The organism is Anaerotaenia torta (assembly GCF_050433395.1).
In the GTDB taxonomy this organism is placed as follows: domain Bacteria; phylum Bacillota; class Clostridia; order Lachnospirales; family Lachnospiraceae; genus Mobilitalea; species Mobilitalea torta.
Map to the genome: position 1 here is coordinate 44,073 of NZ_JBNPXH010000015.1, position 22,671 is coordinate 66,743.

The window sequence follows — 22,671 nt, forward strand, 5'->3', positions numbered from 1 at the left end:
CTTTTTGTCAAGAGTATAATTATGCATATCGTAAGTTTTAGTGTGACACAAGTTTCATTCTAATTAGGGAATGGTAACCATCCTTATCATTATAATAGATATATCCTGCTGTAATATTCATCACATCTCCATAACATTCGGTCTCCATAATTAAATCTGTACCATCCAGTTTGCATGAGTATATCTTATCTGATTTTACATAGTAGATTCTATTGTTCTCTATAGTCATCCCATATCCGCCTTTCGGAACCACTACAGTACCGGTACCGCCGTTAACAGGCATCCGTTTGATCATATCAGCACTATAATTATAATAATAGATATCATCTTCATATACAACCATGCTATGCAGACCTTCCTCCTCGGACAATCTCCTATCCTGTGAGCCGTCTGTCTTCATACGATAGATACTGCTGCCATGAGTATCATTGATATAATAGATATAATCCCCGACGATGTTCAGAGCTCTTCCATATCCGTCGCTATCCGATTCAATATACATCTCCTGCGTACCATCAATACGCATCTTGAGGATATGACCGCTGCCAGTATAATATCCGCCCTCGGCCGGTTCCTGTGTGAAATAAATCCAATCTCCCACAACGGTCATATAATCCGCCTTTTTGCCGGATAGATGAATGGGAGCCTCGGTTCCATCCTTGCGGACTTTATAGATACCCTTTGGAGATGAATTATGCGGGTACGACAATGAATAATAGATATCATCTCCAACCGCATTCAAGCTATGGTAGCCGTAGTAGACTTTATAATTATCAAATTGGATCTTTTCAGAACCATCCATATTCAAACGATATAGCTCACCTTGGTCAGCCAAAAAAATACTCTTTCCATCGGATGCAGTAAATGCGCCATTAACGATATTACTTGCTGTATTCCCCCTTGAATTGGGATCATTGTGTTCCTCCGCCAGGTTGACCGTCTTCATTCTTATATATTCTCCGACCCAGCCAGAGCTGTCATAAGTCTGGCAGATGACCATGTCCTCCGCAATGTAGATCCATGCTACAGATTCATCGCGAAGCTTCGTTCTGGCTTTACCATCAATTGTTATCCCATATAACTTCCCATTGTCTTCTAAATTGCTATAATATAAGGTATTACCTGAAACATTCATACGGGAAGATTTATCCGTATTTAATGCTTTCAATCCTGTACCATCAAATTTAATTCGATTGATAAAGCTATTCTCATCCGTGAAATATACATATTCGCTATCCGTTATAATATTCTGAACATAATCATGAAGCTTTTTCTGGCTTGTACCGTCATGCTTCATTCGGATTAAATCATACTTATTATTTCTATAGAAAATAAAGTCCTTCGTTATATTTATTTCGTCACAGCTCTTATCCTCTGTCAGTTTTCTTCTATCCGACCCATCCAAATTCATTCGATAAATAGTTCCATTACTAATATAAAAGATATATTTATCATATAGGACGAACTTATAAATCGAATCCTTATTGTTAATCACTTTGGCTTTATTTCCTTCTAAATCGGATTGGAAGAGCTTATGATCAGAATGCTTCCTTGTGTAATAGATAGATTTGTCGGTTACATTCAGATTGCCTATATCGGACAGCCCCTCCAGGAAAAGCTTCTCCGTACCGTCTAATCTTTCTTTATTCGCCATGCTGATATCCCGCGAAGTAGTATAAAGCCAACCGTTCTTATAAGCAAATTCTCCCCCGTTATTAATGTTGTTTGATGTATTGCCGAAAGCGAAGGTGCTTTCCTTATCCTTCTCCGCATTCTTCTTTGAAGTAATCTCAGAGGTTTTCTTCCCTGTATTCCACTTATAATCATAACCTAAGGTTTTAGCAGTAAAGCTTCCCGGCACCATGATATAATTCGTACTTACATCATGGTTTGCCAGCTGAATCGGGTATGCAGACATTGTCACTTTTGTTCCGTTAACATAAGCCGTTCTGCTTCCGACCATCATCACAATCACCGTATCGCCCTTGGATATGGTAATCTCTTTCGTTTTACTGTTATAAGCGTATTTTGCTTTAATCTTAGAATCAGCAAATACACTCTTGGCTCTAACCAGGGTAGTATCATTATGAATAACACTTGGCATATTACCCTGTTTTACTTTTACGCCATCAATCGTCACTTCACCTTGAACACCTGCATATTCAAAGGCCTTGCCGCCATTATAAGAAACCCGGATCGTCTTCTTATCAAGCATAAGTGTCTTCTTATCACTGCTCCAATTATATTCATAGCCTAAATTCTCTGCTACAAATTTTGAAGGAACATAAATCTTAGTAATGCTATTTGCTGTAAACTTATATTTTACCGGAGCTACAGTTAAATTCACCTTTTTGCCATTCACTACGGCTTTCTTACTGTTGATGGTCAGAACAATCTTCTTATCATTCTTTGCGATTGTTATGGTACCCTTAGACTTATCATAGACACAATCCGCATCGATCGGAGAGTTCTTAAAAACATCTGCATATGATACAAGAGCTACTCCATCCGCAAGGATTCCCGGAGTCCTGCTATCACTTATCTTCTTACCCTTATAAGTAACCTGAAATTGTCTTCCATTGTATGTAGCAGTCTTCTTTGTGGTATAGTTATAAATCTTTAGTTTGGAGGCTGCTTGAGCATCTTTTGCTGGTATAAATGAAACGAGAGCTAATAATATCAGTAAATAGCTGATAAATACTTTCCACTTGTTTCTCCTGTTCTCTTTTGTAATATGTGGCTTGATCTGCTCTGGTTTCATATCTTATTCATTCTCCTCATATAGATGATTAATAGGGAAAAACAGTATAATTCCTATCAATTATCCATCATTAGGAATGATATAGCAATATGAAACTAATTGATAAGCCACCATAATATGGACTATCCAGCCCAGCTATAAACAAAAAACCTGATCATCATTGGATGACCAGGTTTTTGCTTATAACTGGGCTACAAGGATTCGAACCTTGAGATGCTGGAGTCAGAGTCCAGTGCCTTACCGTTTGGCGATAGCCCAAAATTTATTCTTTTTTCTATTTTATGGCCTGTCTTGACCGCCACGAATGCTATTATAATATATAGTTCATTTTTTTTCAAGCATAATTTTCATTTTTTTCAGTTTATTTTTTTACCCGTTTTTTTACTGCTGCTTCCCCCTTGCCTTTTCCATACCCCTACCATCAACTATCTTGATATAATCTGCCCCATTTCTCTGAAATATATACCGGGCCGGACAGAATATCCGCTCTGTCCCCCGCCAGCTTGCTACTCTTCCTCCACAAAACTGTTTTCCAGGGTAATAATACACTGATATCTGGAATCCTGCTGCCGTATCTTATCAATAATTCTGGACAGAAGCTTCTGCTCCTCCGCCTTGGTATAGGAATAGGGAAGAACCAGGTCAAAGATCAGATTAATCTGATGCTCTCCGTTCACGATACGAAAATCGTGGATGGAGGCCTTTCCTTCCATTTCCCGTACGATACCAAATACCATTTCCTTCTTCTCGGTTACGGTACAGTCATTCACCTCGATGGGATCCATATGAATTACAAGGAAGATATCCAGTTTCTCCAGCACATCCCGTTCAATCCGGTCAATGGTCTCATGGGCGTGTTCAAAGCCGATATCATTGGGCACCTCCGCGTGAATGGTAGCCATGTGATGGGTCGGCCCGTAATTGTGAATAATCAGATCATGGGTTCCGCAAATTCCCTCGTAGCTCTCCACCATGTCCGTAATCTTGTGGTATAACTCCCGCCCAATGGCCTGCCCCAGGAGGGGCTCCAGTGTCTCCTTCGCAATCTTAATCCCGGCAACCATGACAAAAAGGGATACCAAAAGACCCACATAGCCGTCAATATTCACTCCGGTAATCCCTACCACCAGGGCGGAAAAAATGGTGGAGGAGGTTACAATAACATCATTCCTTGAATCCGACGATGCAGCTAGCAGCACGGAAGAATTAATGCTTTTTCCCAGCTTGCGGTTGAACAGGGACATCCATATCTTCAGCAGCACCGACAGCACCAGAATTCCCGTCAGCACCGGATTAAAGAGCAGCTCTTCCGGATGCAGCACCTTATCCAGGGCTCCCCGAAACAGCTGGAAGCCCACCTGCAATATGATAAATGCCACCGCAAGGGCCGCAATATATTCAAAGCGCCCATGTCCAAAGGGATGCTCCTTGTCCGCCGGCCTTTCCGCCAGTTTTACACCGATAAAGCTAATAACCGAGGATGCGGCATCCGACAGGTTATTAAAAGCATCTGCCATAATAGAGATACTATTAAGAACCATTCCAACCACCAGCTTTGTAAGAAAAAGCAATACATTACAGGCAATCCCCACCAGGCTCGCCAGGATGCCATAGCTTGTGCGCACCTTGACATTCTCTGTATTGGCATAATCCTTAATGAACAATTTTACTAATATCTGTGTCAACTCCATATCCCCTTTCATTGCCTGGCATCATATAATAAATTAAGCGGACATTTTTCTTCTTATTTGCTTGTCTAATTTACACGAATCGTGCATAATACATATATAGGACGTAAGGCCTGTTTCCATGGATCGGAGAGCAATTATGAAAAAAGTCAGACAGCTTAAGGCAAAGTATTTTCATTATCACAATCGTTCCATCTTTTTGCTGGACACCCTGTACAACCTGTTCTTTCTAATGTTTCTCCTGCCCTTTGCAGGATCTGTTATAAAGCTGATTATGAAGCTGTCCGGAATCAGCTACATTACCCAGGAGAATTTACTCAGCTTTCTGGCTTCGCCCTATGCTCTTGTGCTGCTGACGGCGCTGTCCTTCCTGCTTCTGCTGTTCCTCCTGGTCAAGCTGACCTCTCTATTCTACTACTGCAATACGGAAGGTATGGCATCTCCTCCCCGCCTGCTGCAAATCGCGGTATCCGGATTCCGAAAAACAATTCACGGGATACACAGGGAAGGCCCTGCACCGCTGTTCTTTACCATATTATTTTACATTCTGTCCAATCTTCCGGTTTTGTTTGGCGTTATCTTTCTTGCGGATATAGAGTTTACCAAGGGAAAAGGCAATGATCTGCTGGTAAAGAGCCTGCTGCTCCTCCTCCTTCTTGCCTCCGGCCTCTTTTCTCTCCGGAGCTTATTTACCCTGCATTATTATATGAACGAACAACTGACCTTCTCCAATGCCCTGCGATATTCCAGAGAATTGCTGAACGGGCGGCGTCTTCGCACCCTTCGTATTCTGGCGGTGAATTACCTTCTCTTCACACTGGGATTTTTTCTCTTTTATTTCGGACTCCTTTTCATCACGGCTATGGGTGCCTATTTCTTTGCTGATAAGAGCCTGGCCATCACGGTGTTCCTTGCTGCCTACCCGAAGATTAATCTTTATGCAACTCTTTTCTACAGTATGTTCACCTTTGCATCCTATATCAATATCACCGCCTCCCTGTTTCACACCTACCAGCGGGAAGCCTTGAAAACCATTATGTTCAGGGACATCATGCCCGATTATCCGGACGCCGAATATCATTTTTCATACAAGAGCAGAAAACAGAAATTCGGGATCAACGGGATTCTCCTGCTCTTCCTCGCCGCCGGAATCTTCAATCTCTATTCCCTGATCTATCACGATTCCTCTTATTTCGGAAAAGCGCTGACCGGTGTTACCATCTCCTCCCACCGGGGTAATTCCCATATCGCTCCGGAAAACACCCTTCCGGCCTTGGAGAGCGCTATCCTCGCCAATTCCGACTATGCGGAAATCGATGTCTGGCAGAGCAAGGACGGCACCCTGGTACTCCTTCATGATCAAAATCTGAAGCGCACCGCCGGAGTCAGCTCCTTTATCTGGGAACTCACGGATGCCCAGCTGAATGAACTGGACGTGGGTTCCTGGTTCTCTCCGGATTATCTGAACACCAAAATCCCCACCTTGGAGGAGACTCTGATTTATTGCAAGGACAGAATTATGTTGAATATTGAAATCAAAACCTCCTCAGATACTCCGTCTTTCGAAGAGCAGCTGGTTGCATTGATTGAAGAATATGGCTACGAATATCAGTGTATCGTATCTTCAACCAATTACAACTCTTTGAAAAAAATTAAGGAGCTGAATGATGAGATTCGGACCGGCCTTATTCTATCCGCAGTCTACGGTAAATTCTATGATAAGGATTATGTGGATTTCTTCAGTATCCGGCATAATTTTGTAAACGAAACCGTTGTGGCTAATATCCACCGTGCAGGTAAAGAGGTCCATGTCTGGACCGTTAATAAGGTCAGGGACATGGAGCGGATGAAATCCCTGAACGTGGATTCCATTATTACCGACAATCCCTCACTGGCCCGTGAGATTCTCTATCGGGACAACACCAACTCCACCTTCCTGCAATTAATCCGCAGCATGATCCAAAACCGTTCCCCCTACCGTCTTTCACAGGCATTGGATTAAACGACCAGCGGCAAGCCGCTGGTCTTAATGTTCTATATTTTCAAATCTTACAGCTCAGCTGCCAGCCGGTAAATGTTCTCCACATCCTTGCTGCCCAGCTTTTTGAAACCGCCGATGGTTCCGTTCTCCCCAAGACCCAGGGTCTCCACCATATAGGGAATATCCTCTTCCTTTGCTCCAAGCTCCAGGAAATTAACCGGCATACCGATAGAAGACAGGAACCTCTTTAAGCATCGGATGCCTTCCAGGGCGGTCTCTTCCGGATTACTGTAATTCATATGGCAGCCCCAGACTCTTTCGGCAATCTGGGCAAAACGCATTACATCCTGCTTATACACATAGGTCATCCAGGCCGGGAAGATTACGGCAAGGCCGGCACCGTGGGCCACATCATACAGAGCGGAAAGCTCATGCTCGATCATATGGCTGGACCAGTCCTGTTGCCTTCCCACGCCCACCAGATTATTGTGTGCCACCATGCCTGCCCACATAATATTGGCTCTTGCATCATAATTGCCCGGCTCCAGGATCGCTCGCGGAACCTCCTTAATCATGGTCAGCAGAACCGCTTCACAAAGGCGGTCGGTTATCTCAACCTCCTTTGTATTGGTAAAATACCGTTCAAACACATGGGCCATAATATCCGTGGCTCCTGCTGCCGTCTGATAAGCGGGCAGCGTGACGGTCAGCGCCGGATTCAGAATGGAGAATACGGGACGAAGCAAGTCACTTCCGGCCCCTCGTTTCAGCATTCCTTCCTCCTTCGTGATCACCGTATCCCCGGAACCCTCACTTCCGGCTGCGGCAATGGTCAGGATCGTACCAACCTTCAAGGCTGCGGTAATAGGCTTTCCCTCATAGAAATCCCAGAAATCACCGTCATAAACAGCTCCTGCCGCAATTGCCTTAGCCGAATCAATGGCGCTTCCTCCGCCTACAGCCAGGATAAAATCCACACCCTCCTGCCTGCACAGATCGATTCCCTGATATACCAATCCGCTTCTGGGGTTGGGCTGCACACCGCCCAGCTCAACATAGGCTATCTTCTCCTGATCCAAGGATGCCTTCACCCTGTCCAGCAGGCCCGACCGGAGAACCGACCCGCCGCCATAATGGATCAGAACCTTCGTCCCTCCAAAACGGCGCACATAATGCCCGGCTTCCATCTCCGTATTCTTTCCAAATACAAAATAAGTAGGGCTGCAAAATGTAAAATTATTCATAGCTTAAACTCCCTTTCACTAAAAGTAAATTGCTGGTTAAAGTGTTACTATTTGTATTACAATCATGGCCAGGCACAGCAATACATAGAGTATCGTACCCAGGTTCAGAAAATACCCCGATTTCTTCTCTAATGGCTGCCACGGGCCATAGAGGCTGATTTTCTTAATATTCAGCACGAAGATAAGCACACCCGCGGTAATGGCGGAGAATACCCAGACAACGATAAGCAGGGGAAAGATTATATTTTTCCCTGTGGCAAGGGGCACCATGGACGTTCCGATAAAATTGATCATAATGTGCAAAAGGATGCTATACCTCAGCCGGTTGGTCCGAATTACAACATAAGCAAATATGATCCCCAGAGCCGTCGCATAGAAGAATTGGGATAAATTCATATGGAAAAAGCCAAAGGCAAAGGCCGACAGCAGGATGGCCGGAATATCGCCGTACCTGCGAAGCTTATCCAACAGAAGCTTACGAAAAATCACTTCTTCCACAAAGGGAGCCGTCATAACCGCATACAAAAAAGTTAACAACCGATTGGAATTAGTAAGTGCATCCGTCAGCGGATTCAAATCCGTCAAACCCTTTCCCTTGAGCAGGGCCATAAAGAAAGTAAGAAATACACTGAAAAAATTTGTAATATACATTGCCGCCGTACAGACAAAGAAGATGGCGATAAATTGCAGAGGCTTCAGCCTGACTTCCCTTCCCTTCGGCGAATCCGGTATCCTGCCGGAAGCAAAATAGAAAACCGGAAGCCCCACCCCGATAATAGATAATGCCGTCAATGCCCAGACATACCACTGGGTGTCAATCCATGCGGGGTAGAACCGGGCCACGGCAAAGTTTACCGCATTCTGAACCACCAGAACTGCTGCTGCCATAAGAAACAAGGCAAGGCCTGCCCGGTTTAATATGGATTTCGTTAATCTCTCCGTCTCTTGATTTCCGCTCTGCTGCTCCTGCAGGTTATTCTCCTGTTGATACATATATGTCCCCCTGTTCCAGGCATTGCTGCCTTAACTGCTATTTCAGCCCGTATTTTAATAATGTAAGCGTATCCTTCCACCTGCCGTTAGAGCTGGAATTCATGACGGCACATACCACCTTCCGGCCGTCCTTCTCCGCTGCCGCCACAAGACATTTCCCCGCCATTGTGCTGGTGCCTGTCTTAAGTCCGATGGCCTTGGAGTAGTACCATTCATATCCCTTCCTCACCAGCTTATTGGTATTCTTCCAGGTAACATCCTCTCCGCTTGGGAATAGATTACGGGAAGATCCCTGGCTGCTCACCTTAACGATTGTCTCATTTTCTGAGGCGGCCATTCCGATCAGTCCCATATCATAGGCCGTCGTATATTGACCAATGGCATCATAGCCATCCGGTGTCTTAAAACAGCTGTTTTTGACTCCCAGCTCCTCCGCTTTCCGGTTCATAAGGCGGACAAATTCAGCTATGGCCTCTTCCTTGGAAGCCAGGGTATTCTTAAGGGATTTTCTCCCCACATAAGCTGCAATTGCATATGCCGCATCATTTCCTGACGGGAGGAGCATACCATTGAGTAAATTATAGATGCTTAATACCTGTCCCTGTTTCAGGTAAGCAATGGTAGAATCCGAGGGAATCATGGTAATCTCCTCTCCAATCACCGCCTCTTCCTCCAGCCCGCAGCAGTCCAGTGCCACCAGGGCGGTCAGCAGCTTTGCCGTACTCGCCGGAAAAACCGCCTGCACCGCATTCTTATAATACAGAACCTTCCCCGTTACGGCATCAAATAATACTGCCGCCGAAGCGTCCACACTGATATCCGGATTGGAAATATCCAGGGCCGATTTCAGCTCATTGTCAACCGTCATTTCGGGAATGAATGCCATATAATCAATTTCATTGCTGTTCCGGATAAGCTGAGGTGCCTCCGCTGTTCCTACGGAAGTGCTGAAGGTGGCTCCTGCCGACTGGCCGGTCTCCGCATCCTCCCCATGGTCCGTGGGATTTGAGGCCAGCCAAAATTCCCGGTTTTCCTCACCGCCTGCCGCTGTGTCTCCTGCCTCATCCGCTTCTTCCCGGACTGCATCTCCCGCTGCACCTGGAATATCCGCATTATCTTCGGCTGCGTCAGCATCTTCCGGTTCCCTCTGATTTCCTGACGCAGTTATACTATCCTCTGTCTCTCCTGCCTCATCCGCCAGGATTAGCTGCTCTCCTGAATTCCCCGACAGGCTCCGCCCCTCTTCATCCCCGGCATCGTCACTCTCTAATTCCTGAACTCGTGCTACTCCGCCGTCGCCGCTGCTCTCCAGGCGCGTCAGATAATTCGCTCCCCCAAGCATTCCTGCCGTAACCAGAAATGCAAATAATAGTAATCCCAGAAAACTCTTTTTGTTCATTGACTTCTCCTCAATACTATTCCCAATATCATTGGATACATCTGCTTTTTTAGCTGAATAGGGACGTTACTAATTTGCACTATTAACGTCCCCATTACTATTCTCTCTCATTTTAATATTTGTATCCGAAGAATGCAACTGTTTTCTGCCATCCTTCTATTTATTCCTAATTTATTGCCTTCTCCCACCCTTTTTTAAGTCATTTTTCCGTATATTCCTTCTAAATATATTTTACCAAAATTTCAAATCAGAGTTGTACTCCGCTTCGGGTTTGCTGGCAGACTAATTAACGTCTGAGCGGAGCATGTCAAAAACATTATAGATATCAATCATACCATATCCCCAGTCTCGATTGGGATAAATCAGCGTGGGGCTTCTGTTCGCCCCGCGGATTAGGAATTGCTTTATTTCAACCGAGTTGATGCCGGGATAATTATTTCTTACGTTTCCCCATTCCAGCAGAATGGCAGCTACTCCTGCAGCATGGGCCGCAGCCGCTCCTGTCCCCGACATTGACGTAAACCCCTGCTCCAGTGAAGGAGCCAGGATATTCACACCCGGAGCCGCAAGCTCAGGCTTGACTGCCCCTCCTCTGGTGTATCCGCGGCTGGCTCTCTGATACAGGTTGTTATTGACAGGATTATAGGCCGTCACGGTAATCGGGATACTGGTATTGCCCGGTGAAACGATGGTTGTATAGGGATCCGGCTGCACAAAGTAGGTATTTTCCGAAATAAAGCCATTCATTGGAAGCCAGATATGAAAGCTTCCTTCCAAGTCTCCCCTGGTGTACACCTGAAATCTCCATATTCCCGGAGTCGGCTCTACAAACCGGAGCATAATTACCTGATCCCCGGTCCGGGTTTCAATCATCTGATAGCTGATAAAAATTCTGGTTCTCTCAAAAACAAATCTTATCTCCCTGTTCACATAGAGTCCCTCCGGGATTCTGGGAATGTATTCTCCCCCTGGAGACAGAATATCAACGGAATAAGTATTGGGGGCCCTTCCCCACAGCTCCATTACAAAACCTTCTTCGTCCTCTGCCACGTTCATCTCCACAGTACTGTAGCCGGTATTGGCATCGACCTGCGCAAAAAAATGCCTTCGTGTTGTTCCTTCGTTTCCCGCAGACACGCTTATGGCCACTCCCGGAAAATCTCCTGTAAGATATAATAAGGTCCCCAGACCTCCAAAACCGTCATGGGCCCCCTGGGAGGTACCCAACGCCAGGCAAATAGCCACTGGTTTCTGAAGCCGGCGCGCCATATCTATCACATACTGAACCCCCCACATAATATCATTCTCCTGGTAGGCCGGAACTCCCGGCGGTATAATATAAAATTCCCTCAGCACCTGTTTCATCGGCTTGAGCTTTACCACTACCAGTTCCGAATCCGGAACTACTCCGCTGAATCCGTTTGCCTCATCCTCCGTCCCCGCCGCAATTCCCGCCAGCATCGTACCATGTCCGTTCTCATCTGTACTAGGGACAATACTAAGGGGATCCTGGCTGCTCAGAGCGACATTAATATCATCCGACAGATACTCCGTTCCATACTGTGCTCCGGCAGGATATCTGTCGCTCTCTACTGTCTGATCCCATAGGGCGGCTATTTTTGTGGTTCCGTTACTTCGGCGGAAGACCGGATTGGTATAATCAATTCCGGTATCAATAATTCCTACCAATACTCCCTCCCCCCGAAGATTGAATACCGGAATGCGGCGCAGCCTGAGAATTCCCGAGGCCTCCAGGCTGATTTCACTGGTAAGTCCGAAGGCAGAAGGTATGGAGGAATAGTCATACTGACTTATTGTCCAAAGTAAAAGCTGGGATGCCGGAAGGTAGGCTATGGCAAACCAGTCATTCATAGACTGCACCACAACATCCGGAAACTGTTCCAGCAGCCTGGGATTCTCATTGAGTTCTATAATCACCTCCATATAATCCTCACTGGTTATCCTGTACCTCTCTTCTCCTATCATCTCTTCTCTCCTTCCTTACATAGCGCCAATCCGCAGCGAGTCAAAGATATTGTATACATCCAGAATACCATATCCCCAATCCCGGTTCGGGTATCGGATATTAAGCTCCCGCCGTGCTCCCCGAATCATAAATATTTTCATATCAAGGGTATTGAGACTGGGTTGGTTCCCGCGCACAATGGCCCACTCCAGCAGCATGGCGGCCACACCTGTGGTATGGGCGGCGCTGGCGCTGGTCCCTGTCACCTCTCGGAAGCCTCCTCCCGGTACCGGGGCTACGATGCCGACCCCCGGCGCTGCTATTTCCGGCTTAATCACTCCTGTTCTGGTAAATCCCCGGCTGGAATTGAGATAGAGACTGCCATCCTCCACATTATAGGCAGTAACGGTTATAGGAACAACAGCATTGCCCAGGGACAGGATTGTAGTATAGGGATCAGACCGCACAAAATAAGTGTTTTCCGATATAAAGCCCTGCATTGGCAGCCAGGAATGAAAGCCTCTGGACAGCGTTCCCCTTCCGTATACATTAAAGCGCCAGATTCCGGGACTGGGATTCCGGAACCTGATTAAAATCAGCTGATCCCCGCTCTGGGATTCTATAACCTGGTAATCCACCTGTATTTCTGTTCTTTCAAAAATGAAGGTCACATCCCTGTTCTCATCCAGCCTGGGAACAATCTGAGGTACATATTCGCCCAAAGGTGTCTGTATGTCAATAGAGAATACTCCGCCGGAATCACCCCAGATTTCCATGGAGAAGCCAGGCTCATTCTCACCGATCAGCAATTCCATGGTATTGTAGCCGGTATCCGGATCAATGGTTCCATAATAATGCCTTCTGGCATTCCCTTCATTCCCCGCTGCAACAAGGAAGCCGTATCCCATATTTTCCGCCTGCAGGGAGATATAGCTGCTGAGGGTTCCTCTTCCGTCATGCGCTCCCTGGGAGGTTCCCAGTGCAAAGCATACCGCCATAGGCCGCTGCAGTCTGGATGCGACGCGCATTAGATAATCAACTGCAAACAGAATATCATTCTCCTGATAGCAGGGCACATCCGGAGGAATCCGAAAAAAGTCTCTCATATACTCTTTTGCCTGTTTTAATTTGACCACTACCAGCTCCGCATCCGGTGCGACACCATAGAAATCACTCTCCGGCACTTCATTCCCGGCCGCAATGCCGGCTATCATAGTGCCATGTCCAATTTCATCCACGGTCGGAACAATTTCATAGGGATTCTGGCTCTGCAAAGCCGCATTGATCTCTTCCCTGTCATACTCTGTTCCATAATTGGCTCCCTCCGGGAAATTATCGCTTACAATCGTCTGATCCCATATGGATACAATCTTTGTGGTATTATCGGCTCTGCGAAAGACCGGATTAAGATAGTCAATTCCGGAATCCAAAATCCCCACCAGAACTCCCTGGCCCCGTAAATTGAAATTGGGAACACTGCGGATCCGTGGAATCCCGGAAGCCTCCAGACTGGCTCTGCTGATCAGTCCGAACATAGAGGGCATAACAGAATACCCCAGGCTCATTACGGTAGTATTGGTAATCTGGTTTACCGGCACATGCACCACTGCGGTAAAAAAATTTATGATCTGAACTGTGGCATCGTAGAAATTAGTTAGTATGCTCAAGTCCCCACTGTAGTTAATCAACAGATCCGCATACTCGTTGCTGATAATCCGCTCCCGTTCCTGCTCTGTCATAATCTTATTCCTTTTCTATACACGAAAGGCTTTCATATATAATATATGAAAGCCTTTCGTAATATTTCACTTTTATAAAAATAAAGAGCCCGCTTGCAGATTCTCCCGTGCAACAAAAAGAGATGCCGCAGCATCTCCCTCGTTCATTGTATTCTTATGCCAGCTTAGACTTTGCAACCTCAGCAATGGCCTTAAAGCCTTCTGCATCATTAACTGCCAGCTCCGCAAGCATCTTTCTGTTAATATCCACATTTGCTACCTTCAAACCATGCATTAATCTGCTGTAGGAAAGGCCGTTCATTCTGGCTGCAGCATTAATTCTGGCAATCCATAACTGTCTGAACTGTCTCTTTCTCTCTTTTCTTCCTGCAAAAGAAGAGGCTAATGCTCTCATCACTGATTGCTTTGCTACTCTATACTGTTTGGATCTGGCTCCCCTGTAACCCTTAGCCAGCTTCAATACTCTGTTATGTTTTTTCTTAGCGTTCAATCCGCCTTTAATTCTAGCCATGTTCTATTCCTCCTTATGACCAATCTCTACAGATATGGTAAGATCTTCTTCATATTTTTAATATTGGTTGCATCCGTCATAGCTGCTTTTCTGAGATTTCTCTTTCTCTTAGCGGATTTCTTTGTCAGGATATGGCTCTTATAAGCTTTCATTCTCTTTAATTTACCGGTTCCTGTGATGGAGAAGCGCTTTGCTGCTGCTCTGCTTGTTTTTAACTTGGGCATGGTATTTCCTCCTTAATAAATCTAGTATTTTAACGTTTTTCTGTTAAGAACATAATCATATTTCTTCCTTCCAGCTTTGCGGGCTTTTCCACTACAGCCACATCTTCCAGCTTTGCAAAGAAAGTATCCAAAATTACCTTTGAGGATGAGGTATGGGCCATCTCACGGCCGCGGAAGCGCAATGCCACCTTCACCTTATCGCCGTGGGTAAGAAACTTACGGGCCTGGTTTGCCTTTGTATTCAAGTCATTATCATCGATATTCGGTGATAAGCGGATCTCCTTCACTTCGGTAACCTTCTGCTTTTTCTTGGCCTCTTTTTCTTTTCTTGCCAGCTCATATCTGTATTTGCCGTAATCGATAATCTTGCAGACCGGCGGCTTGGCGGTCGGGGCTATTTTGACGAGATCAAGATTCGCATCCTTGGCAAGCTTCATTGCATCCCTGGAAGACATGATCCCCAACTGCTCTCCGTTTTCCCCAATCAATCGAATTTCTTTGTCCCTGATCTGTTCATTAATCATTAAATCGCTAATAGTACTACACCTCCATAGGTTATAAGTCAAACTGTTACATGGTTCCTTTGCCAATAAAAAGGGTGGATAAAGAATATCCACCCAAATGCACAATCACATAATGCTCTCTTACAGAACAGTACCGAAATCTTATTTGCATTAACCCGTTCACAGTAAATACTTCTACGCTATGGGTGAGAGATGGATTCTCTTCTTCGTACCTTATGAATACCGTCAAAAGTATTCATAGCTCATATACCATAACACAATAATGAAGCCGTGTCAATCACTTTTTTCAGCCAACCTGCATCCCGGACTTTCTGACAAAGATCTCAACCGCCTTGGACACTGCGGTGCCGGCTACAAAACAGATCAAAGCTTCGATCAGTCCATTGATCCCTACAAATAACAATACAAATTCCAGCGGATTGACCGCACCCAGACCGGCTACAAAGCCCTGGATATATTCCGTATTATAAAAAATCAACGTTAATGCCGTCATAAAGAACAGAGTGTTAAGCAGCGGCCCTGCCAGATTGGCAACCGCATGGGAAAGCATATTTACCTTTCCCCATTTCTTCATCCCCTGGAAGATCAGTCCGGCCAGCCATCCCATAAGAATACGCGGTATCAGGCACAGCACCAAAGTTCCTATCGGGCTGATTCCCAGCAGCGCCGCCCCAAAGGGACTCATTCCAAAGCATTGGATGAAGCTGGTCAGGCCAAAGACTCCTCCCAGGATGGCTCCGGCTGCCGGGCCCAGGATTACCGCGCCCACGGTGACAGGCACCACAATCATAGTAATCTCCAGTCCTGGAGTACGGATATACCCCAGGGGTGTGAATGCCATCAGCAGTATAATGGCCGTAAATAGTGCCAGCTGTACCATTTTCAAGGTTTGCTTGTTTGTAATTGTTTTCATTTCTTTCCTCCAATCTGATTGTTCCAATCTAAATTATAGTATTGGTCAATTTACGATTGAATAATTTAAGCACCGTACTGTCTAATCCGAAATCCTCCGGCTCTGCAATACGGTGCTCACTTTAACGTATATTAATTCATGCGAATGATATCATTCACATCCTTACGAATTTAACCACGTTCCAGTTCCTGCCGTAACTAAAAGAGGGTCAGGACTATCCATCGGGCGAGAGAAATCTCCAGGCTGCCTCACCTCATCCGTGTCCGCTTCACGACCGCTTCTATTGTCCCGGCTGCGGGTACAATGAAGCTTACCTGAATCATATCCGACACACCGGACAGGCCCGGATTGTCTCAAAGAATTCTCTTACTTATTCAATTGTAATAGTATACTACCTTATTTTTTCTAAAAATGCAAGAAAAAATATTAGTTAATATCCAAATAAGCTAATATCCCCTGGCAGATGGCCTGGGCCATCTTACCCTGATATTCATCATCAATTAGCAGTGCAGCCTCCTCCCGATTGGAGAGGTAACCGCACTCCACAATGACCAGGGGGCATTCTACCTTCTGGAGCATAAAATAATTGCTGTTGGGCTTGGCCTTGCGATGATTTCCGTCCGCCAGGGTTTCCACCAGCGTCTCCTGCATGATCTGAGCCAGCCGTTTCCCCTGTTCCGAGGTGGAATAATAGAATACCTGGGCTCCTTTGACGTATTCCTCCGTAAAGCTATTCTGATGGATGCTAATGGCAATATCCGCGTTGCTTTCTTTGATCAGCGCAACCCGCGCATTCAGATCTGCGCGCTTCTTGTTGGAATCACTCTCCGAATACAGTCCCACATCCTCTTCCCTGGTTACAATAACCTGTATCTTCTTCTGAGCCAGCAGCTCCTTCAGCTTCAGGGAAATGCTCAAATTAATATCCTTCTCCAGAGCATTATTTACACCGATCTTCCCCGGATCTCTTCCGCCATGTCCCGGATCAATGACAACTATGCTTTGTCTCCCGTTGCCGGTATCCAAATTCACGGCCCCTGAGGCTGCTTCATTCCAGCTCATCTCATCCGCATTTTTTATTACTTTAACTCCTGCCTCCGAGGACAGGATAGTGACAAGGCTAATAAAAAGCAGAAAAATAATATTAAAATATTTTTTCATAGTACTTCTTCCCAAACCGGACTCTTTATATCTTATGAAAGGGATAATCGTACTATTCCAGTGCATTTATGCGGGGCTGCATATGCGGTGGGTACAACGGTTCTTATTTTGAATTCAAATACGGCGTAATGACGTTCCAGACAATCTCCTTCTCCAGACCAAGTTTCCAGGCTGCGATACCTGCCACATCCGCTTCATAGATCACCTTCATCTTCTCTTCGATAGACTTTTCATCCTCCAGCCAGACTTTATAGGTTGCACCATCCTTCTCATACTCGGCATAATGGCAGCCGTATTCGTCACTCCACTCAACCTCCGCTCCGTTGTCCTCCAGCAGCTTGGCAGCGGGAGTCATGGCGAAGCTCTCCGAGCTTACCTCTCCTCCCGGAAGCTCCTTCCAAAGACGGGTATAGAAGGGGATTGCAATAATCGTCTTTTCCCTGGGCACCAGCTGAAGGATGTTATTGACCGCATCTGTGACAAAACCTATGGATGCTACCGGCCCCGCCACCTCGGAGCCCGAGTAGAACTCATCATATGCCATTACAATAACATAATCCACTATCTTTCCCTGCTCCTCCTGGTCATAATACGTTCGATAGGGCGCGGGAACATAATTATCTACCGATAGGACAATTCCGTTATTTCTGCATTTTACAGACAGCTCTCTCAGAAATTGAACATAATGCTCTCCCGTATCCTTTGATATCTTTTCAAAATCAATGTTAATTCCATTCAGCTTATAATCCAGTGCGGCCTGAATCAATGCATTGGACAAATTATCTCTCCGTGAGGTGCGGGAAAACAGATCATACTTGCTGACCTCTGTATTAAAATCGTCCACCAAAGCCCATACCTCCAAGCCCAGCTCCTTTGCCCTTGTTACATACTGTTCTGTTGCCAGGGAAGAGATTGTGCCGGAGACATCATTGATACTGAACCAGGTAGGAGATACTACATTCACTCCCTTGGTCTGAGCAATTAAGTTGCCCAGATTGTCCGCCGCGTCCTTGTTGAATACCTGATGAAATACCAGATTCACAGAGCCCGACCTGGTCTGGGAGGTATACTCCGGTTCCTGGTAACTGCTCTCGATGGTCTTATAAGAAGATTCTTTGGTATTCCTGGACTTTACATATCCCTTGATACCATCCTCTGTCATGACCTTTATGAAGCCCTTCTCAGGAACCTCGTCCGTATCCACCAGCATGAGGCTTGTACCCGATGAGAGCTCCGTCAGTATGGGGCTCTTGATATCCGGCCCGGTTCTCAGCTGGGTGTCCTTCAGAACCTCTGTAAACAGATAATCCCCCCATTTGTACTGAACCACCGCACGGCTGGGATTTTCATAATACTGGTACGTAAGGTCTGAATATTTTTGTACAAAATCCAGGGAGACATAGACCTTGTCTGCAAAGATATATACTGCGGGTATCTGTGTATCCATATCTGTCTCAATCATACTCTTGGTAACCGAGTAGCTTTTGTTGCCGGCCTCCGTCCGTATGATCTCGCCGGGTGTCGTATAGGTTAATATATTTTCATTGGAATCCCAATAAAACCGGTGGTTGAACTGTTCGACCACCGTATCATAGTCTATAAAAACGGAGCCGTCAATCAAGAGTCCTCTGGTGTCGTAGATCTCATCCTGAAGCACGATCAATACCTCCGATTCCTTTACTTCGTAATAGTCTTCCAGAGGCATAATCTCGTCACTGGGGGACAGCTTCTCTACCGCCCAGGCTCCTACTAATATCAGTATAATAATAATTCCGGCAGCTGCTCCGATTACCGCCAATTTAAAACGTCTATCCATACCAGTACCTGTGCCTTTCCTTCTATAATGCTCCTCTCAGAGACTTTTGCAGCAGCTTTTTTCTGCTCATTTTGTATTATAGCATTGTTTCGGCATCCCGTCATTACTAAATTCGACTTTATCTTAGCTATTCCTTAAATTTCGTTCCAGTTCAAAGGGTGGCAGGGAGTACTATGCCCTCCTCCCTGCCACCCTTTGGACTGGAACGAAATTTCATAATGGTTCAGGCTTCCCTGCCGCAGCCAGCCGGAGTGACAAGATGTCCCGGTCAAAAAGTATAGAGGGCTTTTTAAGTGCCGGTTATCGGCTGTTGCAGCAGGGAAGACAATGATACTCCATGCCATGATGTTCATTCACTGTGTTCGATGCAGATATTCCTCCGGACAGAAGCGATGGTGTCATTGGTTGAAATTGTTTGGCTCCATGGATAAGAAGGTCATTTGTGATATGTTATACATTGTTATGAATGTATCCTTCCTGATCAGAGGTCCAGGCTCCTTCTCCGGAAACGATTCAGCTACCTGAACCGGAAGCAGCGTTCCATCAATAATTTTACATCACGGCTGATACGGGTGGGATCCGGGGACTCCGGAACCTCCCATATCCTTTGTTTTATCTTTTTTTGCAGCTTCTGTATCATCTCCTTTCTTCCCCGGGGGATAAAATAGAGCCAGGAGTCTCTTCCCCCTATATCGTCCAGGCTTTCCATAAAGCAGCCAAGCTTTTGTAAGTCCCATGCCGAGGGTCCGCCTACCGCAATCCGAATAGAACAGCGGAGCAATTCCTCCCGATTTTTCATCAGATCTGTTCCAAAGTCCAGAAGAACATATTCGTAATCTCCTCCCAGCAGCCGCACCAACTGACCGGGTACAACCTCCTGGTAGCAGCTTATCCTGTGGTAGGTGAAGCCCTCTTCGGCCGCACTGTTCCATTGATAGGCCTCCCGGATCAACCCCATATCTCCATGCCCATTACACTCCAGCAATGCGGTTCTTTTACCAAGCTCTTCCCCGAGATAGAAGGCAAGCAGCAACCCGGTATGGGTTACTCCGGTTCCATGATGCGTTCCGACCAGTCCGATTACCTTCCTGGTCTTTCTTTCGGCCCGATGAGCCAGCTTATTGAATAATATCGCCTTGGTTTTCATAGTAGTCTCCATTCCGTCCCCGGCACCGGCGGCGCAAATCACTCCTTTCTTCCCGCCTGCCCCTATGCAGGAAGGCGGTCTTCTTCCTTCTTCCCCGGCAGCCGTTTCTAAGTCCCAGTAATTCATCGAAGAGTTCCTGTCCGTTATGAAGGGCAGTTCTGGCAAAGGGATCCGGTTCATAGGGAATACGGCAGCATCTTTGCCGCCCCATATTTGCCGCAGCCCATTGGAATTGCTTCCCGCTGAGGAAATTAAACAAATAGAAAATCTCTTTATATTCTGCTATTCCATCCAACACCTCTTCCGAATAAGCCAATTCCCATTCCTTGGCACCGAGTACCAACAGCTTTATGTCCGCCTCCAGAAATTTCTCCCGGTTGTCCCTGGACAATCTTCCATAATCCACTACCAGCACACCGGTATCAATGGAATCTCCGGCAGGGGTTCCGCCCATGGTCTCCGGCTTTCTGTCCAGAACAGATATCCCTTTAAAGCGCAGCACCTCCTCTCTCTCTTTCTGCATTGCCGCATCGTCCTTCAGCGACTGAAGACACCCGCTTTCATTACTCTCCCGGTATAGGCAGCAAATACCGCGGCTTTTCATATAGAGGCATAACCGAAAAGCCAGATGGGTCACTCCAATTCTGGGCTGTGATCCCGCAATCGCAACTGTAATCCCATGATCGGGCTTCCGGTTGCCGTGACTGTTTCCTCCTAATATTGATAATTGTTTTTTCAGCTGCTCCACGGATGAATATCTCAGTGCCGGCCGATACCGCAGGCAGCGGTTAATAATCCTCTTCAGCTGCTCCGAACAGTCCGCACTTTGATCTATATTGGAAATGCTCCCTGCTTCCGGTGATATTGCCGCTCCGGATGCCATATAATAAAGCAGCATCCCCATTCCGTATATATCACAGCGTTCATCGATCCTCCCCCGATGGTAAAGCTCCGGAGCGGCAAAGCCCTTTGTTGCAGCCGTTAAGCTTCCGGCGGAATGCTCGTCCCGATAGACGGCACTGCCAAAATCAATTAATTTGAGCTGGGAATTATGGATCAGAATATTATCCGGCTTGAGATCTACATAAAGAAGGGGCGGATCAGAAGAATGAAGATAATGGATTAAACCGCAGAGCTGAACTGCATATTCGATTAGGATATTTTCCGGAAGCGGTCCCTTAGTCCGGATACATTCCTTCAGAGTGCTTCCCTCCAGATATTGCTCAATGATATAGGAACCTTCTTCATCTTCCTCAATATCATAAATTATAGGGATACAAGAATGTCTCAGGCTCTTTAATATGATTGCTTCCTTACGTTGTAACTCATATAGGGGATTGTTTTTTGAAATACATTTGATTGCACGATAAGAATTTAACTTGACATGTCGGGCCAGATATACCCTGGCAGTGCCTCCGCTGCCGAGAAGACCCAAGATTTGATATTTTTGAAACCAGATTTCCTGCTGCATTCTCTCCTTTCCTGCCAGTTTGTCTTACCGACTTAAGGGCATATACCAGGAAACAGATCACATTTTTATTATATCCGAATAATGGGTGGAATGCAATTCTTTTCCTATTGTTAAAAATCATGATAATTTATAAAACTTTTGTTACAAATAACGAATTAAACCCCCAGCATAGCCCGAAAATACAGGATTTATTAACACAAATTTCATATCTGGGCATATTGACTTTACCTGTGTTTTAAATTATACTTTTTTTACACCGATGGATGCTTATCGTATATCCGACCATAAGCAGTTCCTGTTTAGTTCAGAAAGGGGTGTAACTTTATGAAAATAGAAAAGATCAGTGACAATCAGATCCGTTGTACCTTGAATAAAAGTGATCTAATTGACCGTGAGCTGAAGATAAGTGAATTGGCATATGGCACAGAGAAGGCAAAGGCTCTGTTTCGTGATATGATTCAACAGGCTTTCTACGAATTCGGATTTGAAGTAGACGACATTCCGCTGATGATTGAAGCTATTCCGGTTTCCACCGAATGTCTGATCCTGGTAATTACCAAGGTAGAGGATCCGGATGAGCTGGACACCCGCTTCTCCAAGTTTTCCTCCTTCAATCTTCCCGAAGGCCAGGGAGAGCCGGATACCGATGAGGATTCCTATGCGGACGAGATCATAAATTGCTTTGACCAGATGGATGATGATATAAATGAAGATATTCTGGACCAGTCAAAGGAGGATATTCTGGAAGAGCCGGCTCTTCCTGTGAATGAAGTTCCCGCCAAATCCAGTGCCCATGTTCCTGCTAATCTGGTTAAGATCTATTCCTTCCGCTCCCTGCAGGAAGTGACCCAGCTGGCCTATATCATGGTGGGCACTTACAACGGCAGCAATACCTTATATAAGAATCCGGTGAATGCCACCTACTATCTGGTAGTCAGCATCTCCGACCACACTCCCGAGGAGTTCAACAAGGTATGCAATATCATTTCCGAATACGGCCGGGTGGAGCGTTCCACTTATGCCAGCTCCAGTTATTATGATGAGCATTTTGAAGTAATCGTCAAGGATCATGCTTTGCAGATTCTTTCCGTTATGTAGTGACAAGCAAAGAGCTGTGTACCAGGGGTTCCATC

17 protein-coding genes and 1 tRNA gene are annotated in these 22,671 nt (G+C 45.8%); 2 read left to right on the plus strand and 16 right to left on the minus strand.

Annotated features, from left to right (window positions below; all coding sequences use genetic code 11):
* Window positions 1-37: 37 nt before the first annotated feature.
* The 3 genes from HNQ56_RS20860 to HNQ56_RS20870 all read right to left on the minus strand — a co-directional run bounded on the left by HNQ56_RS20860 (window position 38) and on the right by HNQ56_RS20870 (window position 4,446).
* Window positions 38-2,761 carry a DUF5050 domain-containing protein gene (locus HNQ56_RS20860; protein WP_429150111.1) on the minus strand — a complete coding sequence of 908 codons (2,724 nt, stop codon included), beginning with the start codon at window positions 2,759-2,761 and terminating at the stop codon, window positions 38-40.
* Window positions 2,762-2,947: 186 nt separating this feature from the next.
* Window positions 2,948-3,019 (minus strand) — tRNA-Gln (locus tag HNQ56_RS20865).
* A 248-nt stretch (window positions 3,020-3,267) separates the two neighbouring features.
* Entirely contained in the window at window positions 3,268-4,446 is a 1,179-nt protein-coding gene (locus HNQ56_RS20870) for a cation diffusion facilitator family transporter (RefSeq protein WP_429150112.1), read from the minus strand.
* Window positions 4,447-4,588: 142 nt separating this feature from the next.
* Between HNQ56_RS20870 and HNQ56_RS20875 the strand changes: the two genes are divergently transcribed.
* Window positions 4,589-6,451: a glycerophosphodiester phosphodiesterase family protein gene (locus HNQ56_RS20875; RefSeq protein WP_429150113.1), complete on the plus strand. Its 1,863-nt coding sequence runs from the start codon at window positions 4,589-4,591 to the stop codon at window positions 6,449-6,451.
* A 47-nt stretch (window positions 6,452-6,498) separates the two neighbouring features.
* On the opposite strand, the gene HNQ56_RS20880 is transcribed toward HNQ56_RS20875, so the two are convergent.
* The 13 genes from HNQ56_RS20880 to HNQ56_RS20940 all read right to left on the minus strand — a co-directional run bounded on the left by HNQ56_RS20880 (window position 6,499) and on the right by HNQ56_RS20940 (window position 21,538).
* Window positions 6,499-7,674, minus strand: a complete 1,176-nt coding sequence (locus tag HNQ56_RS20880) for an iron-containing alcohol dehydrogenase (protein WP_429150114.1) — start codon at window positions 7,672-7,674, stop codon at window positions 6,499-6,501.
* Between the two features lie 36 nt (window positions 7,675-7,710).
* On the minus strand, window positions 7,711-8,667 hold the full coding sequence (locus HNQ56_RS20885; RefSeq protein ID WP_429150116.1) for a CPBP family intramembrane glutamic endopeptidase: 957 nt from the start codon (window positions 8,665-8,667) through the stop codon (window positions 7,711-7,713).
* A 37-nt stretch (window positions 8,668-8,704) separates the two neighbouring features.
* On the minus strand, window positions 8,705-10,066 hold the full coding sequence (locus HNQ56_RS20890; RefSeq protein WP_429150118.1) for a D-alanyl-D-alanine carboxypeptidase family protein: 1,362 nt from the start codon (window positions 10,064-10,066) through the stop codon (window positions 8,705-8,707).
* A 282-nt stretch (window positions 10,067-10,348) separates the two neighbouring features.
* The gene (locus HNQ56_RS20895) at window positions 10,349-12,052 is read right to left on the minus strand and encodes a S8 family peptidase (protein ID WP_429150120.1); all 1,704 of its coding nucleotides are present in this window, start codon (window positions 12,050-12,052) and stop codon (window positions 10,349-10,351) included.
* A 15-nt stretch (window positions 12,053-12,067) separates the two neighbouring features.
* Entirely contained in the window at window positions 12,068-13,771 is a 1,704-nt protein-coding gene (locus HNQ56_RS20900; RefSeq protein ID WP_429150122.1) for a S8 family peptidase, read from the minus strand.
* Between the two features lie 154 nt (window positions 13,772-13,925).
* Window positions 13,926-14,282, minus strand: a complete 357-nt coding sequence (rplT, locus tag HNQ56_RS20905) for a 50S ribosomal protein L20 (protein ID WP_429150123.1) — start codon at window positions 14,280-14,282, stop codon at window positions 13,926-13,928.
* Between the two features lie 26 nt (window positions 14,283-14,308).
* A complete protein-coding gene (gene rpmI, locus HNQ56_RS20910; protein ID WP_429150124.1) occupies window positions 14,309-14,506 on the minus strand; it encodes a 50S ribosomal protein L35 in 198 nt (65 codons plus the stop codon).
* 29 nt (window positions 14,507-14,535) lie between these two features.
* A complete protein-coding gene (gene infC / locus HNQ56_RS20915) occupies window positions 14,536-15,030 on the minus strand; it encodes a translation initiation factor IF-3 (RefSeq protein WP_429150125.1) in 495 nt (164 codons plus the stop codon).
* A gap of 286 nt (window positions 15,031-15,316) precedes the next feature.
* Complete coding sequence (locus tag HNQ56_RS20920; protein ID WP_429150126.1) at window positions 15,317-15,943, minus strand: ECF transporter S component; 627 nt, start codon at window positions 15,941-15,943, stop codon at window positions 15,317-15,319.
* Window positions 15,944-16,369: 426 nt separating this feature from the next.
* Entirely contained in the window at window positions 16,370-17,104 is a 735-nt protein-coding gene (locus tag HNQ56_RS20925) for an N-acetylmuramoyl-L-alanine amidase (protein WP_429150128.1), read from the minus strand.
* A 103-nt stretch (window positions 17,105-17,207) separates the two neighbouring features.
* Window positions 17,208-18,920 (minus strand): glycosyl hydrolase family 18 protein, encoded by a 1,713-nt coding sequence (locus HNQ56_RS20930; protein ID WP_429150129.1) that lies wholly within the window; start codon window positions 18,918-18,920, stop codon window positions 17,208-17,210.
* Window positions 18,921-19,437: 517 nt separating this feature from the next.
* Entirely contained in the window at window positions 19,438-20,079 is a 642-nt protein-coding gene (locus tag HNQ56_RS20935; RefSeq protein ID WP_429150131.1) for a CpaE/TadZ family protein, read from the minus strand.
* Entirely contained in the window at window positions 20,039-21,538 is a 1,500-nt protein-coding gene (locus HNQ56_RS20940; RefSeq protein ID WP_429150132.1) for a serine/threonine protein kinase, read from the minus strand. The genes HNQ56_RS20935 and HNQ56_RS20940 overlap by 41 nt, the downstream gene beginning before the upstream one ends.
* Before the next feature lie 324 nt (window positions 21,539-21,862).
* Between HNQ56_RS20940 and HNQ56_RS20945 the strand changes: the two genes are divergently transcribed.
* Entirely contained in the window at window positions 21,863-22,636 is a 774-nt protein-coding gene (locus HNQ56_RS20945; protein WP_429150133.1) for an adaptor protein MecA, read from the plus strand.
* Window positions 22,637-22,671: the final 35 nt, after the last annotated feature.

Bases quoted from the DNA above. Each gene is read 5' to 3' on its own strand.
- HNQ56_RS20860 (WP_429150111.1), bottom strand. From the start codon at position 2,761: ATGAAACCAGAGCAGATCAAGCCACATATTACAAAAGAGAACAGGAGA.
- HNQ56_RS20875 (WP_429150113.1), top strand. From the start codon at position 4,589: ATGAAAAAAGTCAGACAGCTTAAGGCAAAGTATTTTCATTATCACAAT.
- HNQ56_RS20880 (WP_429150114.1), bottom strand. From the start codon at position 7,674: ATGAATAATTTTACATTTTGCAGCCCTACTTATTTTGTATTTGGAAAG.
- HNQ56_RS20885 (WP_429150116.1), bottom strand. From the start codon at position 8,667: ATGTATCAACAGGAGAATAACCTGCAGGAGCAGCAGAGCGGAAATCAA.
- HNQ56_RS20890 (WP_429150118.1), bottom strand. From the start codon at position 10,066: ATGAACAAAAAGAGTTTTCTGGGATTACTATTATTTGCATTTCTGGTT.
- HNQ56_RS20895 (WP_429150120.1), bottom strand. From the start codon at position 12,052: ATGATAGGAGAAGAGAGGTACAGGATAACCAGTGAGGATTATATGGAG.
- HNQ56_RS20900 (WP_429150122.1), bottom strand. From the start codon at position 13,771: ATGACAGAGCAGGAACGGGAGCGGATTATCAGCAACGAGTATGCGGAT.
- rplT (WP_429150123.1), bottom strand. From the start codon at position 14,282: ATGGCTAGAATTAAAGGCGGATTGAACGCTAAGAAAAAACATAACAGA.
- rpmI (WP_429150124.1), bottom strand. From the start codon at position 14,506: ATGCCCAAGTTAAAAACAAGCAGAGCAGCAGCAAAGCGCTTCTCCATC.
- infC (WP_429150125.1), bottom strand. From the start codon at position 15,030: ATGATTAATGAACAGATCAGGGACAAAGAAATTCGATTGATTGGGGAA.
- HNQ56_RS20920 (WP_429150126.1), bottom strand. From the start codon at position 15,943: ATGAAAACAATTACAAACAAGCAAACCTTGAAAATGGTACAGCTGGCA.
- HNQ56_RS20925 (WP_429150128.1), bottom strand. From the start codon at position 17,104: ATGAAAAAATATTTTAATATTATTTTTCTGCTTTTTATTAGCCTTGTC.
- HNQ56_RS20930 (WP_429150129.1), bottom strand. From the start codon at position 18,920: ATGGATAGACGTTTTAAATTGGCGGTAATCGGAGCAGCTGCCGGAATT.
- HNQ56_RS20935 (WP_429150131.1), bottom strand. From the start codon at position 20,079: ATGGAGACTACTATGAAAACCAAGGCGATATTATTCAATAAGCTGGCT.
- HNQ56_RS20940 (WP_429150132.1), bottom strand. From the start codon at position 21,538: ATGCAGCAGGAAATCTGGTTTCAAAAATATCAAATCTTGGGTCTTCTC.
- HNQ56_RS20945 (WP_429150133.1), top strand. From the start codon at position 21,863: ATGAAAATAGAAAAGATCAGTGACAATCAGATCCGTTGTACCTTGAAT.